Annotated in this window: 21 protein-coding genes; 15 read left to right on the top strand and 6 right to left on the bottom strand. The window is 66.7% G+C overall.

Annotation, left to right across the window (positions count from 1 at the left end; all coding sequences use genetic code 11):
- Nucleotides 1-40: 40 nt before the first annotated feature.
- The 10 genes from ALTAJ2_RS13460 to ALTAJ2_RS13415 all read left to right on the top strand — a co-directional run bounded on the left by ALTAJ2_RS13460 (nucleotide 41) and on the right by ALTAJ2_RS13415 (nucleotide 10255).
- Nucleotides 41-658, top strand: a complete 618-nt coding sequence (locus ALTAJ2_RS13460; protein WP_007107731.1) for a helix-turn-helix domain-containing protein — start codon at nucleotides 41-43, stop codon at nucleotides 656-658.
- A gap of 138 nt (nucleotides 659-796) precedes the next feature.
- A complete protein-coding gene (locus tag ALTAJ2_RS13455) occupies nucleotides 797-1057 on the top strand; it encodes a 4Fe-4S ferredoxin N-terminal domain-containing protein (protein WP_007107730.1) in 261 nt (86 codons plus the stop codon).
- On the top strand, nucleotides 1044-3539 hold the full coding sequence (locus ALTAJ2_RS13450; RefSeq protein ID WP_007107729.1) for a molybdopterin-dependent oxidoreductase: 2496 nt from the start codon (nucleotides 1044-1046) through the stop codon (nucleotides 3537-3539). The genes ALTAJ2_RS13455 and ALTAJ2_RS13450 overlap by 14 nt, the downstream gene beginning before the upstream one ends.
- On the top strand, nucleotides 3539-4276 hold the full coding sequence (dsrO, locus tag ALTAJ2_RS13445; RefSeq protein ID WP_007107728.1) for a sulfate reduction electron transfer complex DsrMKJOP subunit DsrO: 738 nt from the start codon (nucleotides 3539-3541) through the stop codon (nucleotides 4274-4276). Before ALTAJ2_RS13450 ends, dsrO begins: the two co-directional genes overlap by 1 nt.
- Nucleotides 4273-5649 carry an NrfD/PsrC family molybdoenzyme membrane anchor subunit gene (gene nrfD / locus ALTAJ2_RS13440; RefSeq protein ID WP_007107727.1) on the top strand — a complete coding sequence of 459 codons (1377 nt, stop codon included), beginning with the start codon at nucleotides 4273-4275 and terminating at the stop codon, nucleotides 5647-5649. Before dsrO ends, nrfD begins: the two co-directional genes overlap by 4 nt.
- Nucleotides 5642-6172: a TorD/DmsD family molecular chaperone gene (locus ALTAJ2_RS13435; protein WP_007107726.1), complete on the top strand. Its 531-nt coding sequence runs from the start codon at nucleotides 5642-5644 to the stop codon at nucleotides 6170-6172. The genes nrfD and ALTAJ2_RS13435 overlap by 8 nt, the downstream gene beginning before the upstream one ends.
- A 212-nt stretch (nucleotides 6173-6384) precedes the next feature.
- Nucleotides 6385-7218, top strand: a complete 834-nt coding sequence (trpC, locus tag ALTAJ2_RS13430) for an indole-3-glycerol phosphate synthase (RefSeq protein WP_007107725.1) — start codon at nucleotides 6385-6387, stop codon at nucleotides 7216-7218.
- Nucleotides 7215-8525, top strand: coding sequence for a tryptophan synthase subunit beta (gene trpB, locus ALTAJ2_RS13425; protein WP_007107724.1), 1311 nt, complete (start codon nucleotides 7215-7217; stop codon nucleotides 8523-8525). The genes trpC and trpB overlap by 4 nt, the downstream gene beginning before the upstream one ends.
- Nucleotides 8522-9436: a tryptophan synthase subunit alpha gene (gene trpA, locus ALTAJ2_RS13420; RefSeq protein ID WP_007107723.1), complete on the top strand. Its 915-nt coding sequence runs from the start codon at nucleotides 8522-8524 to the stop codon at nucleotides 9434-9436. The genes trpB and trpA overlap by 4 nt, the downstream gene beginning before the upstream one ends.
- Nucleotides 9437-9460: 24 nt before the next feature.
- Entirely contained in the window at nucleotides 9461-10255 is a 795-nt protein-coding gene (locus tag ALTAJ2_RS13415; protein ID WP_007107722.1) for a 2-amino-3,7-dideoxy-D-threo-hept-6-ulosonate synthase, read from the top strand.
- A 63-nt stretch (nucleotides 10256-10318) separates the two neighbouring features.
- Here the strand turns inward: ALTAJ2_RS13415 and ALTAJ2_RS13410 are convergent, their stop codons facing one another.
- Nucleotides 10319-11254, bottom strand: coding sequence for a cation diffusion facilitator family transporter (locus tag ALTAJ2_RS13410; RefSeq protein WP_007107721.1), 936 nt, complete (start codon nucleotides 11252-11254; stop codon nucleotides 10319-10321).
- A gap of 202 nt (nucleotides 11255-11456) precedes the next feature.
- Between ALTAJ2_RS13410 and ALTAJ2_RS13405 the strand changes: the two genes are divergently transcribed.
- Together ALTAJ2_RS13405 and ALTAJ2_RS13400 are read left to right on the top strand one after the other, a co-directional pair.
- On the top strand, nucleotides 11457-12029 hold the full coding sequence (locus ALTAJ2_RS13405) for a SprT family zinc-dependent metalloprotease (protein ID WP_007107720.1): 573 nt from the start codon (nucleotides 11457-11459) through the stop codon (nucleotides 12027-12029).
- A 150-nt stretch (nucleotides 12030-12179) separates the two neighbouring features.
- Nucleotides 12180-12719, top strand: a complete 540-nt coding sequence (locus tag ALTAJ2_RS13400; protein WP_049899644.1) for a hypothetical protein — start codon at nucleotides 12180-12182, stop codon at nucleotides 12717-12719.
- 36 nt (nucleotides 12720-12755) lie between these two features.
- On the opposite strand, the gene ALTAJ2_RS13395 is transcribed toward ALTAJ2_RS13400, so the two are convergent.
- Nucleotides 12756-13436 carry an HAD family hydrolase gene (locus ALTAJ2_RS13395; protein ID WP_007107718.1) on the bottom strand — a complete coding sequence of 227 codons (681 nt, stop codon included), beginning with the start codon at nucleotides 13434-13436 and terminating at the stop codon, nucleotides 12756-12758.
- A gap of 225 nt (nucleotides 13437-13661) precedes the next feature.
- On the opposite strand from ALTAJ2_RS13395, the gene ALTAJ2_RS13390 reads away from it, so the two are divergent.
- Nucleotides 13662-14528, top strand: a complete 867-nt coding sequence (locus tag ALTAJ2_RS13390) for an HFX_2341 family transcriptional regulator domain-containing protein (RefSeq protein WP_007107717.1) — start codon at nucleotides 13662-13664, stop codon at nucleotides 14526-14528.
- 36 nt (nucleotides 14529-14564) lie between these two features.
- On the opposite strand, the gene ALTAJ2_RS13385 is transcribed toward ALTAJ2_RS13390, so the two are convergent.
- On the bottom strand, nucleotides 14565-15146 hold the full coding sequence (locus ALTAJ2_RS13385) for a hypothetical protein (protein ID WP_049899643.1): 582 nt from the start codon (nucleotides 15144-15146) through the stop codon (nucleotides 14565-14567).
- A gap of 223 nt (nucleotides 15147-15369) precedes the next feature.
- Between ALTAJ2_RS13385 and ALTAJ2_RS13380 the strand changes: the two genes are divergently transcribed.
- Nucleotides 15370-16563 (top strand): 3-dehydroquinate synthase II, encoded by a 1194-nt coding sequence (locus tag ALTAJ2_RS13380; protein WP_050031473.1) that lies wholly within the window; start codon nucleotides 15370-15372, stop codon nucleotides 16561-16563.
- A gap of 23 nt (nucleotides 16564-16586) precedes the next feature.
- On the opposite strand, the gene ALTAJ2_RS13375 is transcribed toward ALTAJ2_RS13380, so the two are convergent.
- The 3 genes from ALTAJ2_RS13375 to ALTAJ2_RS13365 all read right to left on the bottom strand — a co-directional run bounded on the left by ALTAJ2_RS13375 (nucleotide 16587) and on the right by ALTAJ2_RS13365 (nucleotide 18811).
- Nucleotides 16587-17024 (bottom strand): zinc ribbon domain-containing protein, encoded by a 438-nt coding sequence (locus ALTAJ2_RS13375; RefSeq protein ID WP_007107713.1) that lies wholly within the window; start codon nucleotides 17022-17024, stop codon nucleotides 16587-16589.
- A gap of 60 nt (nucleotides 17025-17084) precedes the next feature.
- The gene (locus tag ALTAJ2_RS13370) at nucleotides 17085-17759 is read right to left on the bottom strand and encodes a type I 3-dehydroquinate dehydratase (protein ID WP_007107712.1); all 675 of its coding nucleotides are present in this window, start codon (nucleotides 17757-17759) and stop codon (nucleotides 17085-17087) included.
- Between the two features lie 71 nt (nucleotides 17760-17830).
- Nucleotides 17831-18811, bottom strand: coding sequence for a transcription initiation factor IIB (locus ALTAJ2_RS13365; protein ID WP_006186429.1), 981 nt, complete (start codon nucleotides 18809-18811; stop codon nucleotides 17831-17833).
- A 219-nt stretch (nucleotides 18812-19030) separates the two neighbouring features.
- On the opposite strand from ALTAJ2_RS13365, the gene yjjX reads away from it, so the two are divergent.
- Entirely contained in the window at nucleotides 19031-19555 is a 525-nt protein-coding gene (gene yjjX / locus ALTAJ2_RS13360; protein WP_007107711.1) for an inosine/xanthosine triphosphatase, read from the top strand.
- The last annotated feature ends 144 nt before the right edge of the window (nucleotides 19556-19699 follow it).

The raw sequence follows: 19699 nt of genomic DNA, 5'->3' as shown, positions 1-19699 counted from the left end.
TCCGCGCGGACTCTTGTCCCCGATGTTCCGAACTCTAGCTATGAACGCACAGGAAGACGGGACGACCGTTGGGACACCGGGTGACGAGCGGGAGATCCGGGCCGAAATCCGGTTCGATCTCGCCGGAACGGACTGCATTCTCGAGGGGACCCAGGAGGAGCCGATGGTCCGGCATCAGATCATGAACGATACGTGCTACGTCATCTCGGATGCCGGGACGAAGGCGACGGGGGTCACGCAGACGGAAACCACCGTCGACCAGTCCTGTCCGTGTGCGGTCTTTCGTCGCCATCAGTGTGTTCCGCTGTTCGGAGCGGTCGAGGACGGCGCGACGGTGGTGACGACGTATCTGTCCGACCGTGACACGTTACAGGAGTTGATCGCGGAGTTACGCGACGTCGTCGACCACGTCTCGTTGCGACGACTCACGACGTCCGACACGGACGAGTTTACCGACGTGCGAACCGCGGATCTCTCGCTGCTGACCGAGCGCGAACAGGAGACGCTAACGCGGGCGATCGAAGCCGGCTACTACGACGATCCGCGGGGGATCGAGTTCGAGGCGCTGGCGTCCCGGCTCGGGATTTCGAAGTCGACGCTCTCACAGCGACTCAGCGCCGCCGAATCGAAACTGTTGCTCGACCTGCTTGAAGGGTAGCCCGGTTGTCGCGGGGAGTTTCGGCTGCGAGGACGGCGGGATCGCCATCGACTACCGCGCTGCTGCTTATAAAAGACGAAACTATTTGCCCGCGAGTGCTCGGCCTCGCGGCTCGTAGCCGAACGTGGAGGGATCACGATGGGAAACTCAGACGAGACGCGGATGATCGACGACGAGGCGGTCGGTATCGATGCAGCGGTCTGGGAGGAGACGGCCGACGAACTCCTCGCGGACGGCCCCTATGATCCGAAGCTCGGCAAGGAGATGAGCAGGGACGCGGTCCGGGTCAGTACCGGCCGCATGACGGAGGCGGAGTTCCACGAGAAGTACCACGACGCCGTGCTCGAGGAGTTCGGCGTCGACGACCGGCCGATAGACACGGGTGATGCCGATGAGTGAGCAGGACGGGGCCGGCGTGAGTCGGCGGTCCGTGCTCCTCTCGGCCGGGGCAGCAGCCGGTATGCTGGGGCTTGGCGGGCACAGCGCCCTCCAATCGCTCACGCGGGACGAGACGGACGCCGCGGTCGAGGGTCTGTTCGACGAAACGCAGGTACTCAATACGGCGTGTGCGCCGAACTGTCGGGGCAAGTGTCCTCTCAACGTCCACGTCAGGGACGGACAGATCAAGTTCGTCGAACCGCAGATGACCGACGACGAACGGTATCGACGGGGGTGCCTCCTCGGACAGTCACACGTCCAGCGCGTGTACAGTCCGAAGCGCCTGAAGTACCCGATGGTACGAGCCGACTGGGAACCCGACGCTCCCAATCCGGGCGGCCGCGGCGAGGACGCCCAATTCGAGCAGGTCTCGTGGGACGAAGCGCTGCAGTACGTCGCCGACGAGATGCGCCGCGTCCGATCGGAGTACGGGCCGGAGAGCGTGTTCTTCCACACCGGATCCGGGGACAACGGTATGGGAACCACGATCTTCGGCCGGCTGGCGTCGATGTTCGGCGGGACCCAACAGAGTTGGTCGATCGACTCGAACGTCGGCGTCGGATTCAACCGGATCACCGGACACGGGTTCTTCCTCCCGCCGACGAACGAGTCCGCCGACTGGGTCAACGCCAACACGATCATCGTCTGGGGCTCCGATCTCTTCAAGAGTCAGTTCCAGAACGACGCTTCGAAAGTCCTCGACGCGATCGAAAGCGGTGCCAAACTGGTCGTCGTCGATCCGGTGTACACGACGACGGCGTCGAAAGCGGACCTCTGGCTGCCGATCGAACCGGGGAAGGACACCCACCTCGCGCTCGCGATGATCCACGACGTCCTCGCCGAAGGGACCTACGACGACGCGTTCCTTCGCGAGCGAACGACCGCCGGCGCGCTCGTCCGCGGGGACACCGACGAGATGCTTCGGATGCGGGACCTCGAGGGCGATGCCGACGACGATCGGGTCGTCGGTATCCACGCCGAAACCGGCGAGCCGGTGCCGCTCGAGCCCGACACGTACGCGGCGGTCGAACTGTTCGGCGAGTACGAGGTCGACGGCATCCAGGCGACGACCGGGCTGTCGCTGCTCGAGGAGCACGTCGCGGACTACTCGCCGGAGACGGTGGCGTCCGTCGCCGACCTCGATCCGGCCGACATCAAAACCGCAGCCCGATGGCTCGCGACCCGCGGCCCGGGTGGGATCGCGCCGAGCTACGCGCTCGGCCGGTACAAGTACGGACACGTCTTCGGCCAGACCTACGCCATCCTGTTGGCGCTGACGGGGGACTACGGGAAGTCGGGCACGATCCACGCCCAGCACCCCTCCGGGACGACGCTGAACAGCGGCGAGTACGGCTCTCCCGACGGCGCGCCGGGAACGCAGTCGCTGTCAATGCACGAAGTCCCCGCCGCGCTCGAGGACGGCGAGCCGTTCCCGATCAAGGCGATCTACGGGATGGAGTCGAACATGCTGGCCAACCAGTTCCCGAACCGCCAGCGCTGGCACGATCTCCTCGAGAACGTCGACATGTTCGCGATGGCGGACTTCCATCGGACGCCGACGGTCCAGCACGCGGACATCATCCTGCCGGCGGCCCACTGGTTCGAGCGGGAGGACATCACCGACGCGTGGGGGTCCCATCCGCACATCTCACACCGGACGAAGGCACACGAGCCGCTGTGGGATGCGCGGGACGACTACCACATCATCGCGGAGTTGGCGGACAAACTCGGGTACGACGATCTGTTCCTCGACGACAAGCGCGCCGAACTCAGGAAGATCGCGTCGAACGACGATCGGTTCGACTTCGACGAACTCCGCCGGAAGGGGAACGTTCGCGTCGAGGACGAAGCGGCGGGGATCAAGTACACCGATCCGTTCCCGACCGACACCGGGCGGATCGAACTCTACGACGAGGACCACCCGGTCGAGGACGACGGCACGGTGCTCGACCTCCCGCGGCCGATCGAGGACAGAACCGCCGCCGATCACGACCTCGCCGACGAGTATCCGCTGCTCTTCATGCAGAAACACTCCAAGTGGCGGATTCACTCCCAGTGGGCGGACAACGCGATGATCCGGAAGTTCAACGCGGAACCGACCCTCGACATCCATCCGTCGGATGCCCAAGACCGGGGGATCGACGACGGCGACTACGTCCGCGTCTACAACGACCGCGGGGAGGTGGTCGTCCGCGCCAGCTACAACGAAGGGATGCGACCCGGACTGATCAACATCGATCAAGGCTGGTGGACGGACGACTACGTTCACGGGAGCCACCAGGATCTCACCCACATGGAGGTCAACGATCTGGCCCCGACCTTCGCGTTCTACGACGTTCGAGCGGACGTCGAACCCGCACCGAAAGACATCGACACGAGCAAATACACGGCCCCCGAGTCGGCCGACTGGCTCGAGGGGTACCCGAACGGCGGTGACAACTGATGACCGACTACGGCATGGTAATCGACCTCGAGCGGTGTATCGGCTGTAACGCGTGTGCGGTGAGTTGCAGCCAGGAGAACAACGTCTCGCTCGACAAACAGTGGAACCGCATCCTCACGGAGGGCGGCGACGCGATGGACACACCCGAGGGCTCGTACCCGGAAAACGGACGCGACGGGACGCTCTCGATGAACCATCTGCCGCTTGCGTGCCAGCACTGCGACAACGCCCCCTGCGTCAAGGTCTGTCCGGTCAACGCGACCTACAAACGCGACGACGGCATCGTCGAGATCGACTACGACAAGTGCATGGGCTGTCGGTACTGTATGAGCGCCTGTCCGTACAACGCACGGGTGTTCAACTTCGACGACCCCAAGACGCTGCCCACCGACGGGACCGGCAACGTCGAGGAGCGCAAGCGAGGCGTCGTCGAGAAGTGTACCTTCTGTAGTCACCGGCTCGAGGAGGACCTCGACCCGGCCTGTACGGTCGCGTGTCCGGCCGACGCTCGCATCTTCGGCGACCTCGACGACGAGGAGAGTACCGCCTCGCGATACGTCGAGAAATACGAAACGGAGCAACTCCTGGACGAACTCGAGACCGATCCGAACACCTACTACATCCGCGGCGAGATGAGCCCCGGTCGAACGCGAAGCGGCAACGAACTCGAGGGAACCGAGAAGAAAGACGTCGGGAACCCCAACGGCGTCGCGACCGACGGAGGTGACGGCCAATGAGTTCCGCGTCGGACGCCGGCGTCGTCGTTCCCCGCTTCGGAACGCGGGGCAAAGCCTGGCTCGCCCTGCTGGGCGTGCTGATCGTGGCCGGGCTCGGTGCCTGGGCGTATCAGCTCCAGCAGGGGCTTGCGGTCACCGGGATGGACAACGTCTTCTCCTGGGGACTGTACATCATGCTGTTCGTCCTGTTCATCGGCCTCTCGGCGGGGGGGCTGATCATCTCGAGCGCGCCGAAGTTCTTCCACTCGAAGCGGTACGACAGCCTGGCCGCGCTGGGCGTGCTGTTGAGCCTGGGGTGTATCGTCGTCGCCGGGCTGTTGATCCTGCCGGACCTCGGGAGTCCGAGCCGAGTGACCGGCTTCCTGACGTCGCCGGACCCCCGTTCGCCGATGGTCTGGGACTTCGGGATCGTACTCCTCTACGGGCTGTTCAACGTGGGGTATCTCTGGTTGCTAACCAGACGGGACCTCGCGAAGATGGGGTCGCGGCTGGCGTTCGGCGTCGAGGACACGCCCGCGGGCCGGGAACGCGACCGCAAACGCGCCTTCTGGGCGGCGGCGATCGCGATGCCGCTTGCGGTCGGGTTGCACTCGGTGACCGGCTGGATCTTCGCGACCCAGATCGGCCGTGGCGACTGGTTCAACCCGCTGGTCGCGCCGATGTTCATCATGAAAGCGCTGGTGTCGGGGCTGGCGCTGTTGCTGGTGACCGGCATCCTCGTCGACCGGTTCACGCGGTTTCGGTTCCCGCGGGAACTGGTGCCGGAACTCGGGAAATTGCTGGGTATCTTCGTGGCCGTCCACGTCGTCTACCTGGTCGCGGCAGAACGACTGCCCCACGCGTGGGCGGCGCACTTCGAGTTCTGGTCGATCACAAGCGCGTTCCTCGTCGGGGATACGATCCACTTCTGGCTGTGGACGCTCATCGGCGGCGTGCTTCCGATCGCGTTGCTCGCCGTGCCGTCCCTCCGTCGTCGGATCAAAGCGGTCTTCGTGGCCAGCGTCGCGGCGATCGTCGGCATCCTCTTCGAGGGCGTGTACCTGATATTCACCGGGTATCACGACCTGAACATCGACGCCGCACCCGGCGTGACGACCGGAACCGACTACACCGGACTCGAGGCGGATATCTGGGCGACGACCGGCAGCTACACCCCCACGATCGTCGAGGTGATGGTCGCAGTCGGTCTCGTCGCCGTGGGCGCGCTGATCGTGACGCTCGGCCTTCGGGTCGTTCCGATCCAGCCCGACGACCGCACCCCAGTCAGCGCCGAGCGGGACGACACGACTGCAACGACGGCCGACCCTGTGGCGACCGACGGCGGCCGTCGTCCCGAGGACGAAGCCGATGCGGAGGTGACCGGCGATGCGTAACTCGGTGCTCGAGGGTGACGACCGCGGTCGACTGGCAGGTGGGTACTCGGTGCTGGCTCGCTGTTGGCGACAGCCGACCGCGGACCTCCTCGCGGCGGTGTCGGACGGGACGTTCGAACGGATCGAACCCGAGGTGGCCGAGACCTCGGTCGAGGACCTCCGCGTCGAGTACGCGCGGCTGTTCGTCGGTCCGGCCGAACCCGTGTGTCCGCCCTACGAGAGCCTCTATCGAGATGGTGACGACGCAGTGCTCGGGCCATCGACGCGCGCCGTCGTCACGTGGTACCGGTCGTACGGGCTCGGACTCGAGCCGGAGTGGCCGGACCTGCCGGACCACATCGCGACCGAACTCGAGTTCGCCGCGTATCTCCTCGAACGGGAGGACCCGGAGACGTGCGAACGGTTCCTCGACGAGCATCCGCGACTGTGGATCGAGGAGTTCCTCGACGATGTCGAGCGAGAAACGCGCGAACCCTACTATCGGGCGTTAGCGACGATGACTGCCGCCGCCATCGACGGGTGACCGGCCGAAACACCGGGGAGCCGTCCGCGCTGCGGGGTCGCCGGGACCGCCGGACGGTCCCCCGTCCGGTCGACCGGCGACGGACCGTCACCGTGGAAGGCGGCGGCTCCAGTTCTCCCGCACGTCCAACCGCGTCGAGGGCGTCGTTCTCGAGGCAAAGATCGGGACGTGACGCAAGCCTTATGTACATATGAGTACGTCGATGTACAATAATGAACTCCGATACGGAGCTCGCCCCCGCGGTGCAGTCGATACTCGCGGCCGCACGGGAGCGTGCCGGCGGTGAGGGCGTCGTCGACGTGGACGCGCGCCCGCTGGCCGACACGCTGGCCGACGCCGAGGCCGACGGGCGAGTGCCACTGATCGCGGAGGTGAAACCGACGAGTCCGACGGCCGAAGGGACTCGAGACGACGATCCGGTCGAACTGGCTCGAGCGATGGTCGCGGGCGGCGCGGCGGCGATCTCGGTGCTGACGGAGCCGAGCCACTTCGGCGGTTCGCCCGAGGCGCTGACCCGGATTCGGGAGGCCGTCGACGTTCCGGTCCTGCGGAAGGACTTCGTGGTTGACGAGGACGGACTGGACCTCGTCGAAGCGGACCTGCTCCTATTGATCGCCAGGTTCGTCGACGATCTCGAGGGCCTCGTGGCGGCCGCCCGCGAGCGCGGGTTGCAGCCCCTCGTGGAGGTCCACGACCGGGACGAACTCGAGACCGCCCTCGAAGCGGGTACGGACCTGATCGGGGTGAACAACCGCGATCTGGCGACCCTCGAGGTCGATCTCGGAACCGTCGAGTCGGTCGCACCCGACGTCCCCGAGGACGTAACGCTGATCGCGGAGAGCGGGGTGTCGTCGCCGGCCGACGTCCGGCGGATGCGGGAGGCGGATGCCGACGCCCTGCTGGTCGGCAGCGCCATCATGGACCACGGCGGCGATAGCGACGTAACCGAGAACACGCGACGGCTCGTTCGAGCGGAATCGATGAACGCCGCGGACTCGACGAGGGCGTCCGCGACGACGGACCACGACGGAGACAGCCAGACATGAGCATGGAACACGAACACGACGACGAGAGTGAATCCGGGCGGGCCGGGACGTTCGGCGACTACGGCGGCCAGTACGTTCCCGAGGCACTGATGCCGGCCCTGCAGGAACTCGAGGACGCCTACGAGCGGTACGTCCTCGAGAACGAGGACGGCTTCATGGACGAGTTCCGCGAGCGAATGCGGGACTTCGGCGGCCGACCGACGCCGCTCCAGCGCGCGGATCGCCTGAGCGAGCGCTACGACCGCGAGATCTACCTCAAACGCGAGGACCTCCTCCACGGCGGGGCTCACAAGCTCAACAACGCGCTCGGACAGGTTCTCCTGGCGAAATACATGGGTAAAGAGCGGATCATCGCCGAGACCGGGGCCGGCCAGCACGGCACCGCGACGGCGATGGCCGCGGCCCATCTCGACATGCCCTGCGAGATCTATATGGGTCGAACGGACGTCAATCGCCAGCGCCCCAACGTCTACCGCATGCGGATGAACGGGGCCGACGTGAACCCCGTCGAGGCCGGCAGCGGGACGTTGAAGGAGGCGATCAACGAGACGATGCGCGACTGGGCGACGACCGTCGAGCGGACCCACTACGTGATCGGCTCGGTCGTCGGCCCGCACCCGTTCCCGAAGATGGTCCGGGACTTCCAGGCAGTTATCGGCGACGAAACTCGAACGCAGATCCGGGAACAGGCGGGTCGGCTCCCTGACAGCGTCGTCGCCTGCGCCGGCGGCGGCTCGAACACGATGGGGACGTTCCACGCCTTCGTACCCGACGACGAGGTCGCCCTCCACGCCGTCGAGGCCGGCGGTTCGAGCCTCGAGATCGACGAGGACGCGGGTCTGGCACCGAACTCCGCGACGCTCTCGACGGGAACCGACGGGGTGCTTCACGGCGCGATGACGAAGCTCCTCCAGGGAACCGACGGCCAGATCGTCGAATCCCACAGCGTCAGCGCCGGTCTCGACTACGCCGGCGTCGGGCCGGAGCTTTCGCATCTCGTCGAGACGGGACGAGTCGTGCCCGCGACCGTCGACGACGAAGCCGCGCTCGACGGCTTTCACCGTCTCTCGCGGCTCGAGGGGATCATTCCGGCGCTCGAATCGAGTCACGCGCTGGGCTATCTCGAGCGCGCGGCGGGACCGGCCGGGGAGACGGCAGGCGGGCAACGGCCGCGGGACGAGGACCTCGGCGACCTCGTCGTCGTCAACGTCTCCGGCCGCGGGGACAAGGACCTCGAGACCGTACTCGAGGAAACCGAGACCCGCGATCTCGAGGCCGCGCCGGACGTGGAGGTGTTCGACGGATGACCGACGCCGGAGGGTCGCCTGTCGACGAGTACGACAGCGACGTCGAAGCGGCGATCAGGGAGCACCACCCCGCGCTCATCACCTACATTACGGCGGGCGACCCCTCGCTCGCGGACACGAAAGCGTACGTCGAGGCACTCGACCGGGGCGGCGCGGACCTGATCGAACTCGGCCTCCCGTTCTCGGAGCCGGTCGCGGAGGGAGCGACGATCCAGGCCGCGATCAATCGTGCGCTCGAGGCCGGCACGACCCCCGAGGGCTTCTTCGAGTTGGTCGCCGACCTCGAGACCGAGGCACCGCTGCTGGTGATGACGTACTACAACATGATCCTCCAGTACGGTGCCGAGCCCGACGTGCGACCGTTCGTCGAGCGCGCCGCCGAGGCCGGTCTCTCGGGGATCATCGTCCCCGACCTGCCCGCGGAGGAGGCCGATCCGCTGCGGGAGGCCTGCGACGACACCGGGCTCGATCTCGTCTTCATCATCGCGCCGACGACCGAGGGCGAGCGCTTAGACCGGATCATGTCTCACGTGTCGGGCTTCGCCTACGTCCAGGCGCGTCTCGGGACGACGGGCGCACGCGAGAACGTCTCGGGTGCGACCCACGACAGCCTCGCGCGGCTCTCGGAGTACGACGTTCCCAAGGCGGTCGGGTTCGGCGTCAGCGAGGGCGACCACGCGGCCGAAATCGTCGATGCCGGCGCGGACGGCGTCATCGTCGGGAGCGCCCTGGTCGACATCATCGCTGCACACGGCCCGACGGGCTCCGAGACGGCGTCCCGGGGTGTTGCCTCGAGCGACGCGGCCGCCGCACTCGAGGCGAAAGCCGCGGAACTCAAACGCGGCGCACGCCGCGGTGCGGACACTATCACGGACGATCACGAGAAACAGCCGGAACCAGAACAGCCATAACTGCAAGCTTGCTACACTCCCGCAATGACCACAGGAATCGACGCACGACTCGACCGGATCGGGACAGACGGATCGTACGTGATCATTCCCATGGACCACGGTATCACGATGGGTGCCGTCCAGGGACTGAAAGACATCGAATCGACGATCGACGGCGTAACGAGCGGCGGGGCGGACGCGGTGCTCACGCAGAAGGGGATCGCGCCGCGCGTCCACGACAACAAAAACGACAAGGGCTACATCGTCCACCTCAACGGCTCGACGACGATCGGTCCCGACGAGCAGGACAAGCGCATGACTGGGACCGTCGAGGAGGCTATCCGGGTCGGTGCCGACGCCGTCTCCTTCCACATCAACGTCGGCTCGGACTACGAACCCGACCAGATCAGCCAGCTTTCGGAAGTCACCGAGCAGGCCCAGCGGTTCGGCATGCCGGTCCTCGCGATGGCCTACGCCCGCGGCCCCGGCGTCGACTCGACGGACCCCGAAGCGCTCGGCCACGCGGTTCGACTCGCCGAGGAACTCGGCGCTGACATCGTCAAAACGGGGTACAGCGGCGACGCCGAGAGCTTCCAGCACGTCGTCGAGTCGACGCGGCTGCCCGTCGTCATCGCCGGCGGCTCGAAGGGGACCGACCGCGAGACGATCGAAATGGTCCGCGGCGTGATGGACGCCGGCGGTGCCGGTGTCTCCATGGGCCGATCGGTCTTCCAGCACGAAACCCCGGCGGCCATCGCGCGGGCGGTCTCCGGCGTCGTCCACGAGGATCTCTCGACCGACGAGGCACTGGCCGAGTCGGGACTGGCGCTCGAGGCCTGATTCTCTCGTTCTCCCGGTGCGTTCGACCGGTCTACAGCGGCGGCGCTCGCGACGCGCCGGCCCTCAGTGACAGTGCGTATCGAGGTAGACGTCCCGATCGGCGTACCGCGGGCTCAGTTCGACGGTGGCGTGATCGACGCCGTGGCGGTCGAGTGCGTCGTGGACGCGGCCGACGACCGTCTCGGCCTCGGCCATCGTCTCGACGCCGGTTTCGACGTGGACCGTCGCGACCGTGATCTGGCTGCAGATCTGCCACGCGTGGAAGTCATCGACGCGGTCGACGCCCTCGATCTCGGTGAGGTGGGCGCGGATCTCGCCGCTCTCGAGGGGCGTCTTGAGGAAGAAGATCTCGCCGCTGCCGCGCAGGACGGTGATCGCCGACCAGGCCACGACGGCGGCGATCAGCGCCGCGGTGATCGGGTCGACGGCGCGGATACCGGTCACCTCGACGGCCAGCACCGAGACGATGACGGCGATCGAGCCGCCGGCGTCACCGAGCAGGTGGTAGAACGCCCCCTTCTCGTTGAGGCTCATCGCGTCGCCGTGGAGGACGACGACCGAGCCGACGTTGACGAGCAGCCCCCCGATCGCGATGGCGATCGTCGGTCCAGTCCCGATCGCGATGGGATCGAGGAATCGCTGATACGACTCCCAGAGGATGAACCCGACCATCGGCAGCAGCAACAGGCCGTTGAGGAAGGCGGCAAATGGCTCGAGGCGGTGGAGACCGTACGACCAGCGCTCTCCGTTGTCGTATCCTTCGGCGATGGAGGCGGCGGCGAAGGCCATCACGTACGCGAGCGCGTCGAACAGCATGTGGACGGCGTCACTGATGAGCGCGACCGAACCGAACGCCAGTCCGCCCGCGAGTTCGACGACGAAGCCGACGACGTTGATCAGCGAGACGGCGGCGAGCTTGCGGCTGCTCGTCGTGTCCCCGCTGTGGTCGTGTCCGTGCCCGTGGCCGTCGTGAGAGCGAGTCGACTCGTTCCGACCCATCGTGGGTCAGACTCGGAGCGCAGTGTTATTAATTCAACTGCTATTAATCGGCGTTTTCTATGCTAATCATAACAAAATTCTTCGCCTATGTTGTTAACACGACCGCGCGGCGTCTCGTCGCTGTCGAGCGCGACGGCTCCGGCATCGGTCCGGAGCGACCTCGATCGGAAGGGTTTCGGCGTCTCGCTCCCGTTTCGAGTCCGTGACCGACGGCGAGGAACGCACGCTCGCGGACGAGATCATTGCCAGGGCGCGGCGGCACGCCCGCGAGGTCGTCGACGGGTCCGATCTCGCGGTCGACCTCGAGAGCCTCGAGTGGACGGTGTCGCCGCGGGCGAGGCGGCGAGCGGGGCGCTGTCGCTGGCGGGCCGACCGCGAGATGGCGACCATCGTCCTCGCCCGGCGTGCGTACGAGCGGTACGACTGGTCCACGTTCGCGGGAGTGGTCCGCCACGAACTCGTCCACGCCTGGGAGTTCCAGCGGTTCGGCGAATCGGATCATGGCGACCGATTCCGCGAGCGGGCCGCGGCGCTCGAGGCACCGCGCTACTGCGAGCCGTTCACGGAGCCGCGGTACGTTCTGCGGTGTCTCGCGGTCGACTGCGACTGGCGAGCCACCCGCCATCGCGCGTCGAAACCGGTGAGATCGCCCGAGCAGTACCGCTGTGGGAGTTGCGGCGACGCGTACGCGGTCGAACATACGGACAGCGGACGAACGTGGAAAACCGCGAGCGGCTACGGCGGCACGAAGGCGGCGCTCGGCGACGAGTGGTAATCGATCTCGAGTACGAGGGCATCGCTCCAGTGCGGGCAGCCTGATTCCACACCCGGAGACGAACGGCGTGTCATCGCTCCCGCACTGGGCACCCGCGTACGACTAGTCGAGCGCGGAAGGCTTATTCGACTGACCATACCTGTTTCGAGTATGGGAATACTCGACTTAATGCTGGGCAAGTCAGGTCCCGGCGAGCAAGGCGTCGCAGCGAAGTCGTACACGCTCCCGAAGGAGACCCACGATTTCGTCTACCCCGTCGCGGTCCGCCGCGCGGAACTCGAGGCGTTCGCCGAGTTGCTCGAGGCGGAAGCGGATGCGCCGGCGCTCGAGGCCGAAACAGACGACATGCAGGCGGCCTTCGAGGACCTGACCGGCGAGGGCGACACCGGCATCGACACCGACGAACTGGCCGAGCGAATGCGACGGCCGCGGCGCGCGGTCGAACCGGTGATCGAGCGCTGGCGCGAGGGGTTCGAGCGGGACATCGGCGTGGTCTACGCCCGCAGCGGGACCTACGACGCGCTGGTCGCGTTCGTCAAGCTCTGTAAGCAACGCGACGACGCGGCGTCCGACGCGTTCGAACTCCCCGAGAGCTTCCCGGACGCGGCGGCCCTGCTCAAGCGACTCGAGGAAGGGACGGACACGCAGTATCGGGCCGTGGTGCACACGGATCTCCTCCCCGACCGATAACGGCGACGCCGTCTCGACCGTCGGAACCGTCCGGCCTCAGACGATCGTCTCGAACGCCTCGAGCGACGCGAGTTCGTAGGTCGGCTCGTGCTCGCCGGTCGCCCCCTCGCGGCCGGGATCGAGCCAGGCCGAGTCGAGTCCCATCGCGTTGGCACCCGCAATATCGGCGTGGAGGGAGTCGCCGACGTGGATCGCCGCGTCGGGTGCGACGGACAGGTCGGTCAGCGCGTGCTCGAAGGGGGCCGCGTTGGGTTTTGGGTGAATCCCGGCGCTCGGGTCCGTAAAGACGCGCACGTCGAAGGCGTCGGCGATGCCCAACGCCTGGAGTTTCCGCGTCTGTGTCTTTCGACCGCCGTTCGTGATGAGCCCGAGTCCGACACGGCTTCGGTCGCGGGCATGCTCGAGCGCCGCTTTCGCGCCCGGGCGAAAGTCGACGGCGGTCGGGTCCTGAACCGCGAGGTATTCCGCCGCGAGCGCGGGCGCAACGTCGGTATCGACGCCGGCGCGATCCGCGACGGCGGTAAAGAGATGCTCGTAGAACTCGCGGTCCGTCTCGGCGGTCGGCAGGTCCGGGACGACGGTCCGCAGGTCCGCGGGCGTACAGAACGGCTCGTAGCCGGCGCGCTCGAAGGTCGACTCGAGCAGGGTCGTGGGGTCTTGTGTCGATTCACAGAGGGTCGCATCGAGATCGAAACAGATCGCGTCGTAGGCGGCCATCTGAAACCCTGTACGGTCTCGGGCGTTCTGAACGTTTCGCCGATTGGGGTTTCCAGGCGACGTTACACCGGCCGCCGTGGTGAGTGAGCCGAAATTCCCGTCCCCGTTCATGTCCGCTCGGACGGGAGGTCGGCCGATCGGTCGAAACTGCCGGCTGGCGGCGATTCGACTCGAGTCCGACCGGCGATCCGTAGCAGTTATTTTTACTGACGAGTCTGTCGGCGTATGGAGGTCGTCAAGCGAGTCCACGTCGTGCCGCTGGGATACGAGTTCGATCGGATCCTCGAGCCGATCAGGAACCAGCGAGCAGATCTGGTCTATTTGCTCGAAGACGAGCACGCGGGCAGCGGGCGACGGGGTGGGAAACCGAGCAGGACGGACGGTGGAACGGGCGAACGAAACGCGACGGCAGCGGCCGACTATCACGCGGAGTTGCGATCGGAACTCGAGTCGATCGTCCCCGAGGTCCGAACCCGGGAGTGTGACCTCACGGACGTGTACGCGGTGCTCGGCGACGTGACGACGCTGGCCGACGTGCACGCCGACGACCAGGTGTACGTCAACGTTTCCGGAGCCGGCACGATCCCGGCGATCGGCGCGACGATCGCGTGCATGGACGTCTCGACGGACGCTCACGCCTACTACGTCGAGCCGTCGGAGTACGCCCACGACGGGACGAACGAGCCGGTCTCGTTCGGCCTCGACGAGATCGAGGAGGTGCCGACCTACCCGATCGAATCGCCGACACGCGATCAGGTAGCGATCATGGGGTTCCTCGCCGACCCGGCCGCGTGGGAGGGATACCACGACGATCGGACGGCCCCACCGAAGAAGAAAGACCTCATCGAGTACGCTCGCGATCGAGAACTCGACTTCATGGCCGATCGTCGCTCCCCCGACGAGCGCTCCGGCGAGGACAAAGGGGCGTTCCGCGTGCTCGATACCCACGTCCTCGAGCCGCTGGTCGAGGACGGCTACGTCACGATCGAATCGGTCGGTCGGCGGCGCGTGGTGGAGTTGACGACGCGGGGTGAAAACGCCTACCGGGCGTTCCGACACAAACTCATCGAGGAGGGCGGCGAGCCACGATAGCGGGCACGGGCGTCAGCCGGGGAGACCCCGGGCGCCTCAGTCCTCGGCGACCAGCGTGTACAGTTTCGTCCCGAGCCGAGCCAGTTCGAGGTCGGCTTCGAGGCGCTCGATATGGTCACGAAGCGCCGCCGTCTCGAGCCCCGGGTACTCGCGGTCGGTGCGGGAATCGAGGTGGCTGCTCGCGCGAGCGAGCAGGAAGGGCGCGGCGTCAGCGAGGTGCGAGCCCGGAAGCTCGGGACCAGCGTTCCGACCGCGCTCGACCGCGGCCCGGACCTCCCGGGCCACGACGAGCGTCCGGCGCAGCGAGCGGATCTCGTCCCGATCGGCGGGCGGACTCAGATACGTCGCCAGCACCTCGTCGGCCACGGCGACCCGCTCCGGATCGACGTCGAACGACTCCGCGAACCGCTCGGGAGCGGGTTCGCCGACGCCGGTGCGGCGAGCGGCGAGGCGAACGGCACCGAGCACGGCAGCGGTGTGGCCGCACTCGAGCGTCGCCAGCTCGCCCGCGTGGTCGAACGCCGCTCGGGCGACGTCGACGACGGCATCCACCCCGAGTCGACGGGCGGCGCAGTCGATGGTCGGTTCATCGTTCTTCTCGAGGTGGCGCTGACCCATACGAAACCGATCGTCCGGACGGGTATTATCAACTTCTGAGAAAGTATTCGTACAATCGTTACTATCGAGAGTACCGATACTATCCGAAAATGAATGACGGCGGTGACGGTCGCGACGAGCGGCGAACCGGCGGCTCGCGTCGATTCGCCCGGTATTCGGCGGTCGTTGCGTCGTCCCTCCCCGATTCGCCACGTTCAAGCCGGTTCCCTTCGACCGTCGATTCATGACGCGAGCTGTCTGGGTAAAAGCCGACGATACCGTCGGTGACTGGGACGACCGTCGGGCACGGATCACCGCCGCGCTCGAGGCGGGCGCAGACTGGGTACTGGTCGACGAGGACGACGTCGAGCGCGTCCGCGAACTCGGCGACATCAACGTCGCGGCGTTTCGGACCGACGGAAACGTGACCCTGGTCGACGACATCGACGAAGCCGAGGACGAGACGGGAGACGCCGCCACGCGGGCGGACGCCATCGTCGTCGGGAAAAACGGCGAGGGCGACGCGACCATCGACCTCCCCGAGGACTTCTCGGGGTCGGCGGACCTCTCGACGCTGCGCCGTGACGGCGACTTCGACCGGGGCGCGTACGTCCGCATCCTCGGGACGGAGTACGAGCGCTTCGCCGAGACCGCCGCCGAGGAGGCCGACCACACGATCGTCATCGGCGACGACTGGACGATCATCCCCCTCGAGAACTTGATCGCGCGCATCGGCGACGAGACCGATCTCGTGGCGGGCGTGACCAGCGCCGAGGAGGCAAAGACCGCGTTCGAGACCCTCGAGATCGGGTCCGACGCCGTCTTACTCGACGCCGACGACCCCGACGAGATCCGGAAGACGGTCGAGGTCCGCGACGAGGCCGCACGCGAGAGCCTCGACCTCGAGTCCGCCGAAGTGCTCGACATCGAGCGGGCCGGCAGCGCCGATCGAGTCTGCGTCGACACCGGCACCTTACTCGAACACGACGAGGGCATGCTCGTGGGTTCGATGGCCCGCGGACTGGTCTTCGTCCACGGCGAAACCGCCGAATCGCCCTACGTCGCGTCCCGCCCGTTCCGGGTCAACGCGGGCGCGGTCCACGCCTACGTCCGCACGCCCGACGGCGGCACCAAGTACCTCTCGGAGCTCCAGAGCGGCGACGAGGTCCAGGTCGTCGACCTCGAAGGGAACACTCGCGAGGCCATCGTCGGCCGCGTCAAGATCGAGCAACGCCCGATGTTCCGGATCGCTCTCGAAACCGAGAGCGGGGATCGGGTCGAAACCCTGCTCCAGAACGCCGAGACGATCAAGGTCGCCTCGTCGGAGGGGCGCAAAGCGGTGACGGACCTCGAATCGGGTGACGAGATCCTGCTGTACTACGAGGACACGGCTCGTCACTTCGGCGAGGCCGTCGAGGAGAGCATCATCGAGAAGTAATATCGCCGGCCGAGACGGGGGACTCAGACGTCGTTCGTCTCCGACTCGGGCTCCGCCGGCTCGAGCCGCGTCGTACACCAGTGACAGAACTGCAGGTCCTCGTCGATTTCCTTTCCGCACTCGGGGCAGGTCGGCCCCTCAGCGCCGCCGGTGCCGCCGGGCGAGTGGCCGAGCGCACGAAAGGTTGCATCGATCGCGGCGAACAGGGCGATAAACGAGAGAAAGAACTGTGCGATCACGTCCGTCTCTTCGGCCATGACATCCGCGTACGCGTTGACGTCGCTGACGCTCGTTATCGGTCCGACAGCGGACAACTGATCGATCGGCAAGAAGACGGCACTAACAGACAGGAAGAGGCCGGCAAAGAGGGCGGCGCGGAGCCAATCCCGGACGAGGACGTGGCCTGCACCGGGCATTATCACCGAGAGACCGGCGGCGAGGAGCGCACGGAACCATGTCATTGTATGTGAGGACGGTAGGGATCGGTCGCCCTTAACATTCCGATTCTCGTTATGTTTCTCTCAGCCGAGGCGTGTCACCAGCCCCGCCAGCGTCTCGAGATCGTACTGCCCGGGCGCGGTCGCATCGGCCGGGTGGACGGGTGCGTACCCGATTTTCGACCCGTACACCGGGGCCACGGCCCGCGTGTGACGTCCGGCATCGCCCATCGCCATCGTCGCGACGGACTCCCCGCGAGCGGTCAACTGCTCCGTCGCCGAGAGCAAGGCGAGTGTGTCGGCCGTCGATTCGGCCGTGACGGCCAGTTTCGCGACGTCGGCGTACGTGCCCGCCTCCGTCAACGTCCGTACCATCGCGTCCCGAGACGGGGTGCCCTCGAAGTCGTGGGCCGACGCGACGATCGAGACGTCCCGGTCGCGGGCGGTCTCGAGCACTGCCGTCGCCTCCCCGTCCAGAATCGACTCGAGTTCGAGATCGATCGCTCCGACGGCGTCGACCGCGGTCGCCTCGGCAAGCGCCTCGAGTCGCCCCTCGGCTGGAGCCTTGCCGCCCTCCCACACGGCCCGATTGGTCGCCAGAATCGGCAACTCGCCGTCGTAGGCCTCGAGCGCGGCCAGAGGGTCGTCGGCCAGATCCATTCGAAATTCGATCGCGTCGGCGTGCTCGCGGGCCGCGGGCTCGTCGGCGAGCGCGGCCGTCGACGCTGCGAGGACGAACGAGTCGAACTGGAGTCCCATTGGGACCAACTGCGAGCGAGCGCGGCAAAAACGATATCGGTCCGGCGAGTTCCGTGTAGCAAGCGCCGTCCTTACGCCATCCCGATGGTCTCCTCGGCCTCGAGGAGTTCGTGATAGCGGTTGCGGATCGTGACTTCGGAGATGTCGGCGACGTCGGAGACGGCGGCCTGGGTGGTCTTCTCGTTGGTCAGCAGTGCGGCGGCGTACACCGCAGCGGCCGCGAGGCCGACCGGCGATTTACCGCTGTGGACGCCCTTTTCCTTGGCGTTCTGGAGCAGCGAGCGCGCACGGTGTTCGGCCTCGTCGGAGAGTTCCAGTCCCGAGGCGAACCGGGGGACGTAGCTCTCGGGATCGGCCGGCTGGACCTCGAGGCCGAGTTCGCGGACCACGTAGCGGTAGGTGCGCGCGATCTCGTTTTTCTCGACGCGGGAGACGTCGGCGATCTCGTCGAGACTCCGGGGGACGCCGGCCTGCCGGGCAGCGGCGTAGACACAGGCCGTCGAGACGCCCTCGATGGAGCGGCCGGGAAGGAGGTCCTCGTCGAGGGCGCGGCGGTAGATGACGCTGGCCGTTTCGCGGACGTTCGTCGGCAGCCCCAGCGCCGAGGCCATCCGATCGATCTCGCCCAACGCCTGTTTGAGATTGCGCTCCTTGGAGTCGCGGGTCCGGAAGCGCTCGTTCCACTTGCGCAGGCGCTGCATCTTCTCGCGCTGGCGCGAGCCAAGCGAGTTGCCGTAGGCGTCCTTGTTGCGCCAGTCGATATTCGTCGAGAGTCCCTTGTCGTGCATCGTGTTCGTCGTGGGCGCGCCCACACGGGACTTCTCGTTTTTCTCGGCGGCGTCGAACGCGCGCCACTCGGGGCCGCGGTCGACGGAATCCTCCTCGACGACCAGCCCGCAGTCCTCACAGACGGTCTCGCCGTGTTCGTCGTCGACGACGAGATTGCCCGCACACTCGGGACAGGCCAGGTCCTGTTCCTCGCTTTCGGTCTCCTGTTCGTTCGTTTCGGGTTCGCTACGTCGTACTCTCGTGTTCGATGGTGCGTTAGTCATACGATGGCGATTGCTGCCCGGCCGAACCGATCGCAAAAGCCCGGACGGTTCCGTTACCTCCCACGTTCAGAGACTCGAGGGTTAAGGGTTTCGGAATCTCGGTCCCACATCCCGCGAAAACCAGTAATTCGGGCGAAAGAGCATGATGGATAGCAACATTGAAGCAGTAAAACCGGTCGGAAACGCAGTCCCCAAATCGGCACCCGCCGAACGACCGGTATGGAACTCGCAGTCGGAAGCACGAATCCCGTCAAGATCGACGCGGTCGAACGAACGCTCGAGCGCTACGAGCCGACCGTGACCGCCGTCGGCGTGGATTCCGGCGTGGCCGAACAGCCGCGGTCGATCGAGGAGACCGTCACCGGCGCGGAGAACCGCGCCCGGAAAGCGCTCGCGGCGACCGACGCCGACTACGGAGTGGGGCTCGAGGGTGGCGTCGCCCGACTGGACGGGACGCCGGGACTGTCCCTGATTATGTGGGGGGCCGTGACGGACGGCGACCGAGCGGCGCGGGGCAGTGGGCCGACGCTGCGTCTACCCGACGGGATCGCGGAACGGGTCGCCGACGGGGCCGAACTGGGACCGGTGATGGACGACCGCCTCGGTACCGACGGTATCGCCGAGGCCGACGGCGCTGCGGGCGTGCTCACGGACGGGCTGACGAACCGAACGCAAGCGCTCGGCGAGGCCGTTGCGTCCGCGTTCGGACCGTTCGTCACGAACTACTACGACGGCGACGACTGATCGGCACCGAGGATGCCGATCGACGCCCGAACTGGCCGGTCGAACCCCGGCGTCCGAGACGGTCACGGACAAACGACACTCACGAATTGATATATATTAACTGGCCGTACCAACGAAAGCTTTCCGCTCGGTTATTCGTCTCTT

Source organism: Natrinema altunense (assembly GCF_000731985.1).
GTDB classification, from domain to species: Archaea; Halobacteriota; Halobacteria; order Halobacteriales; family Natrialbaceae; genus Natrinema; species Natrinema altunense.
This window is presented reverse-complemented; position numbering and strand designations above follow the sequence as displayed.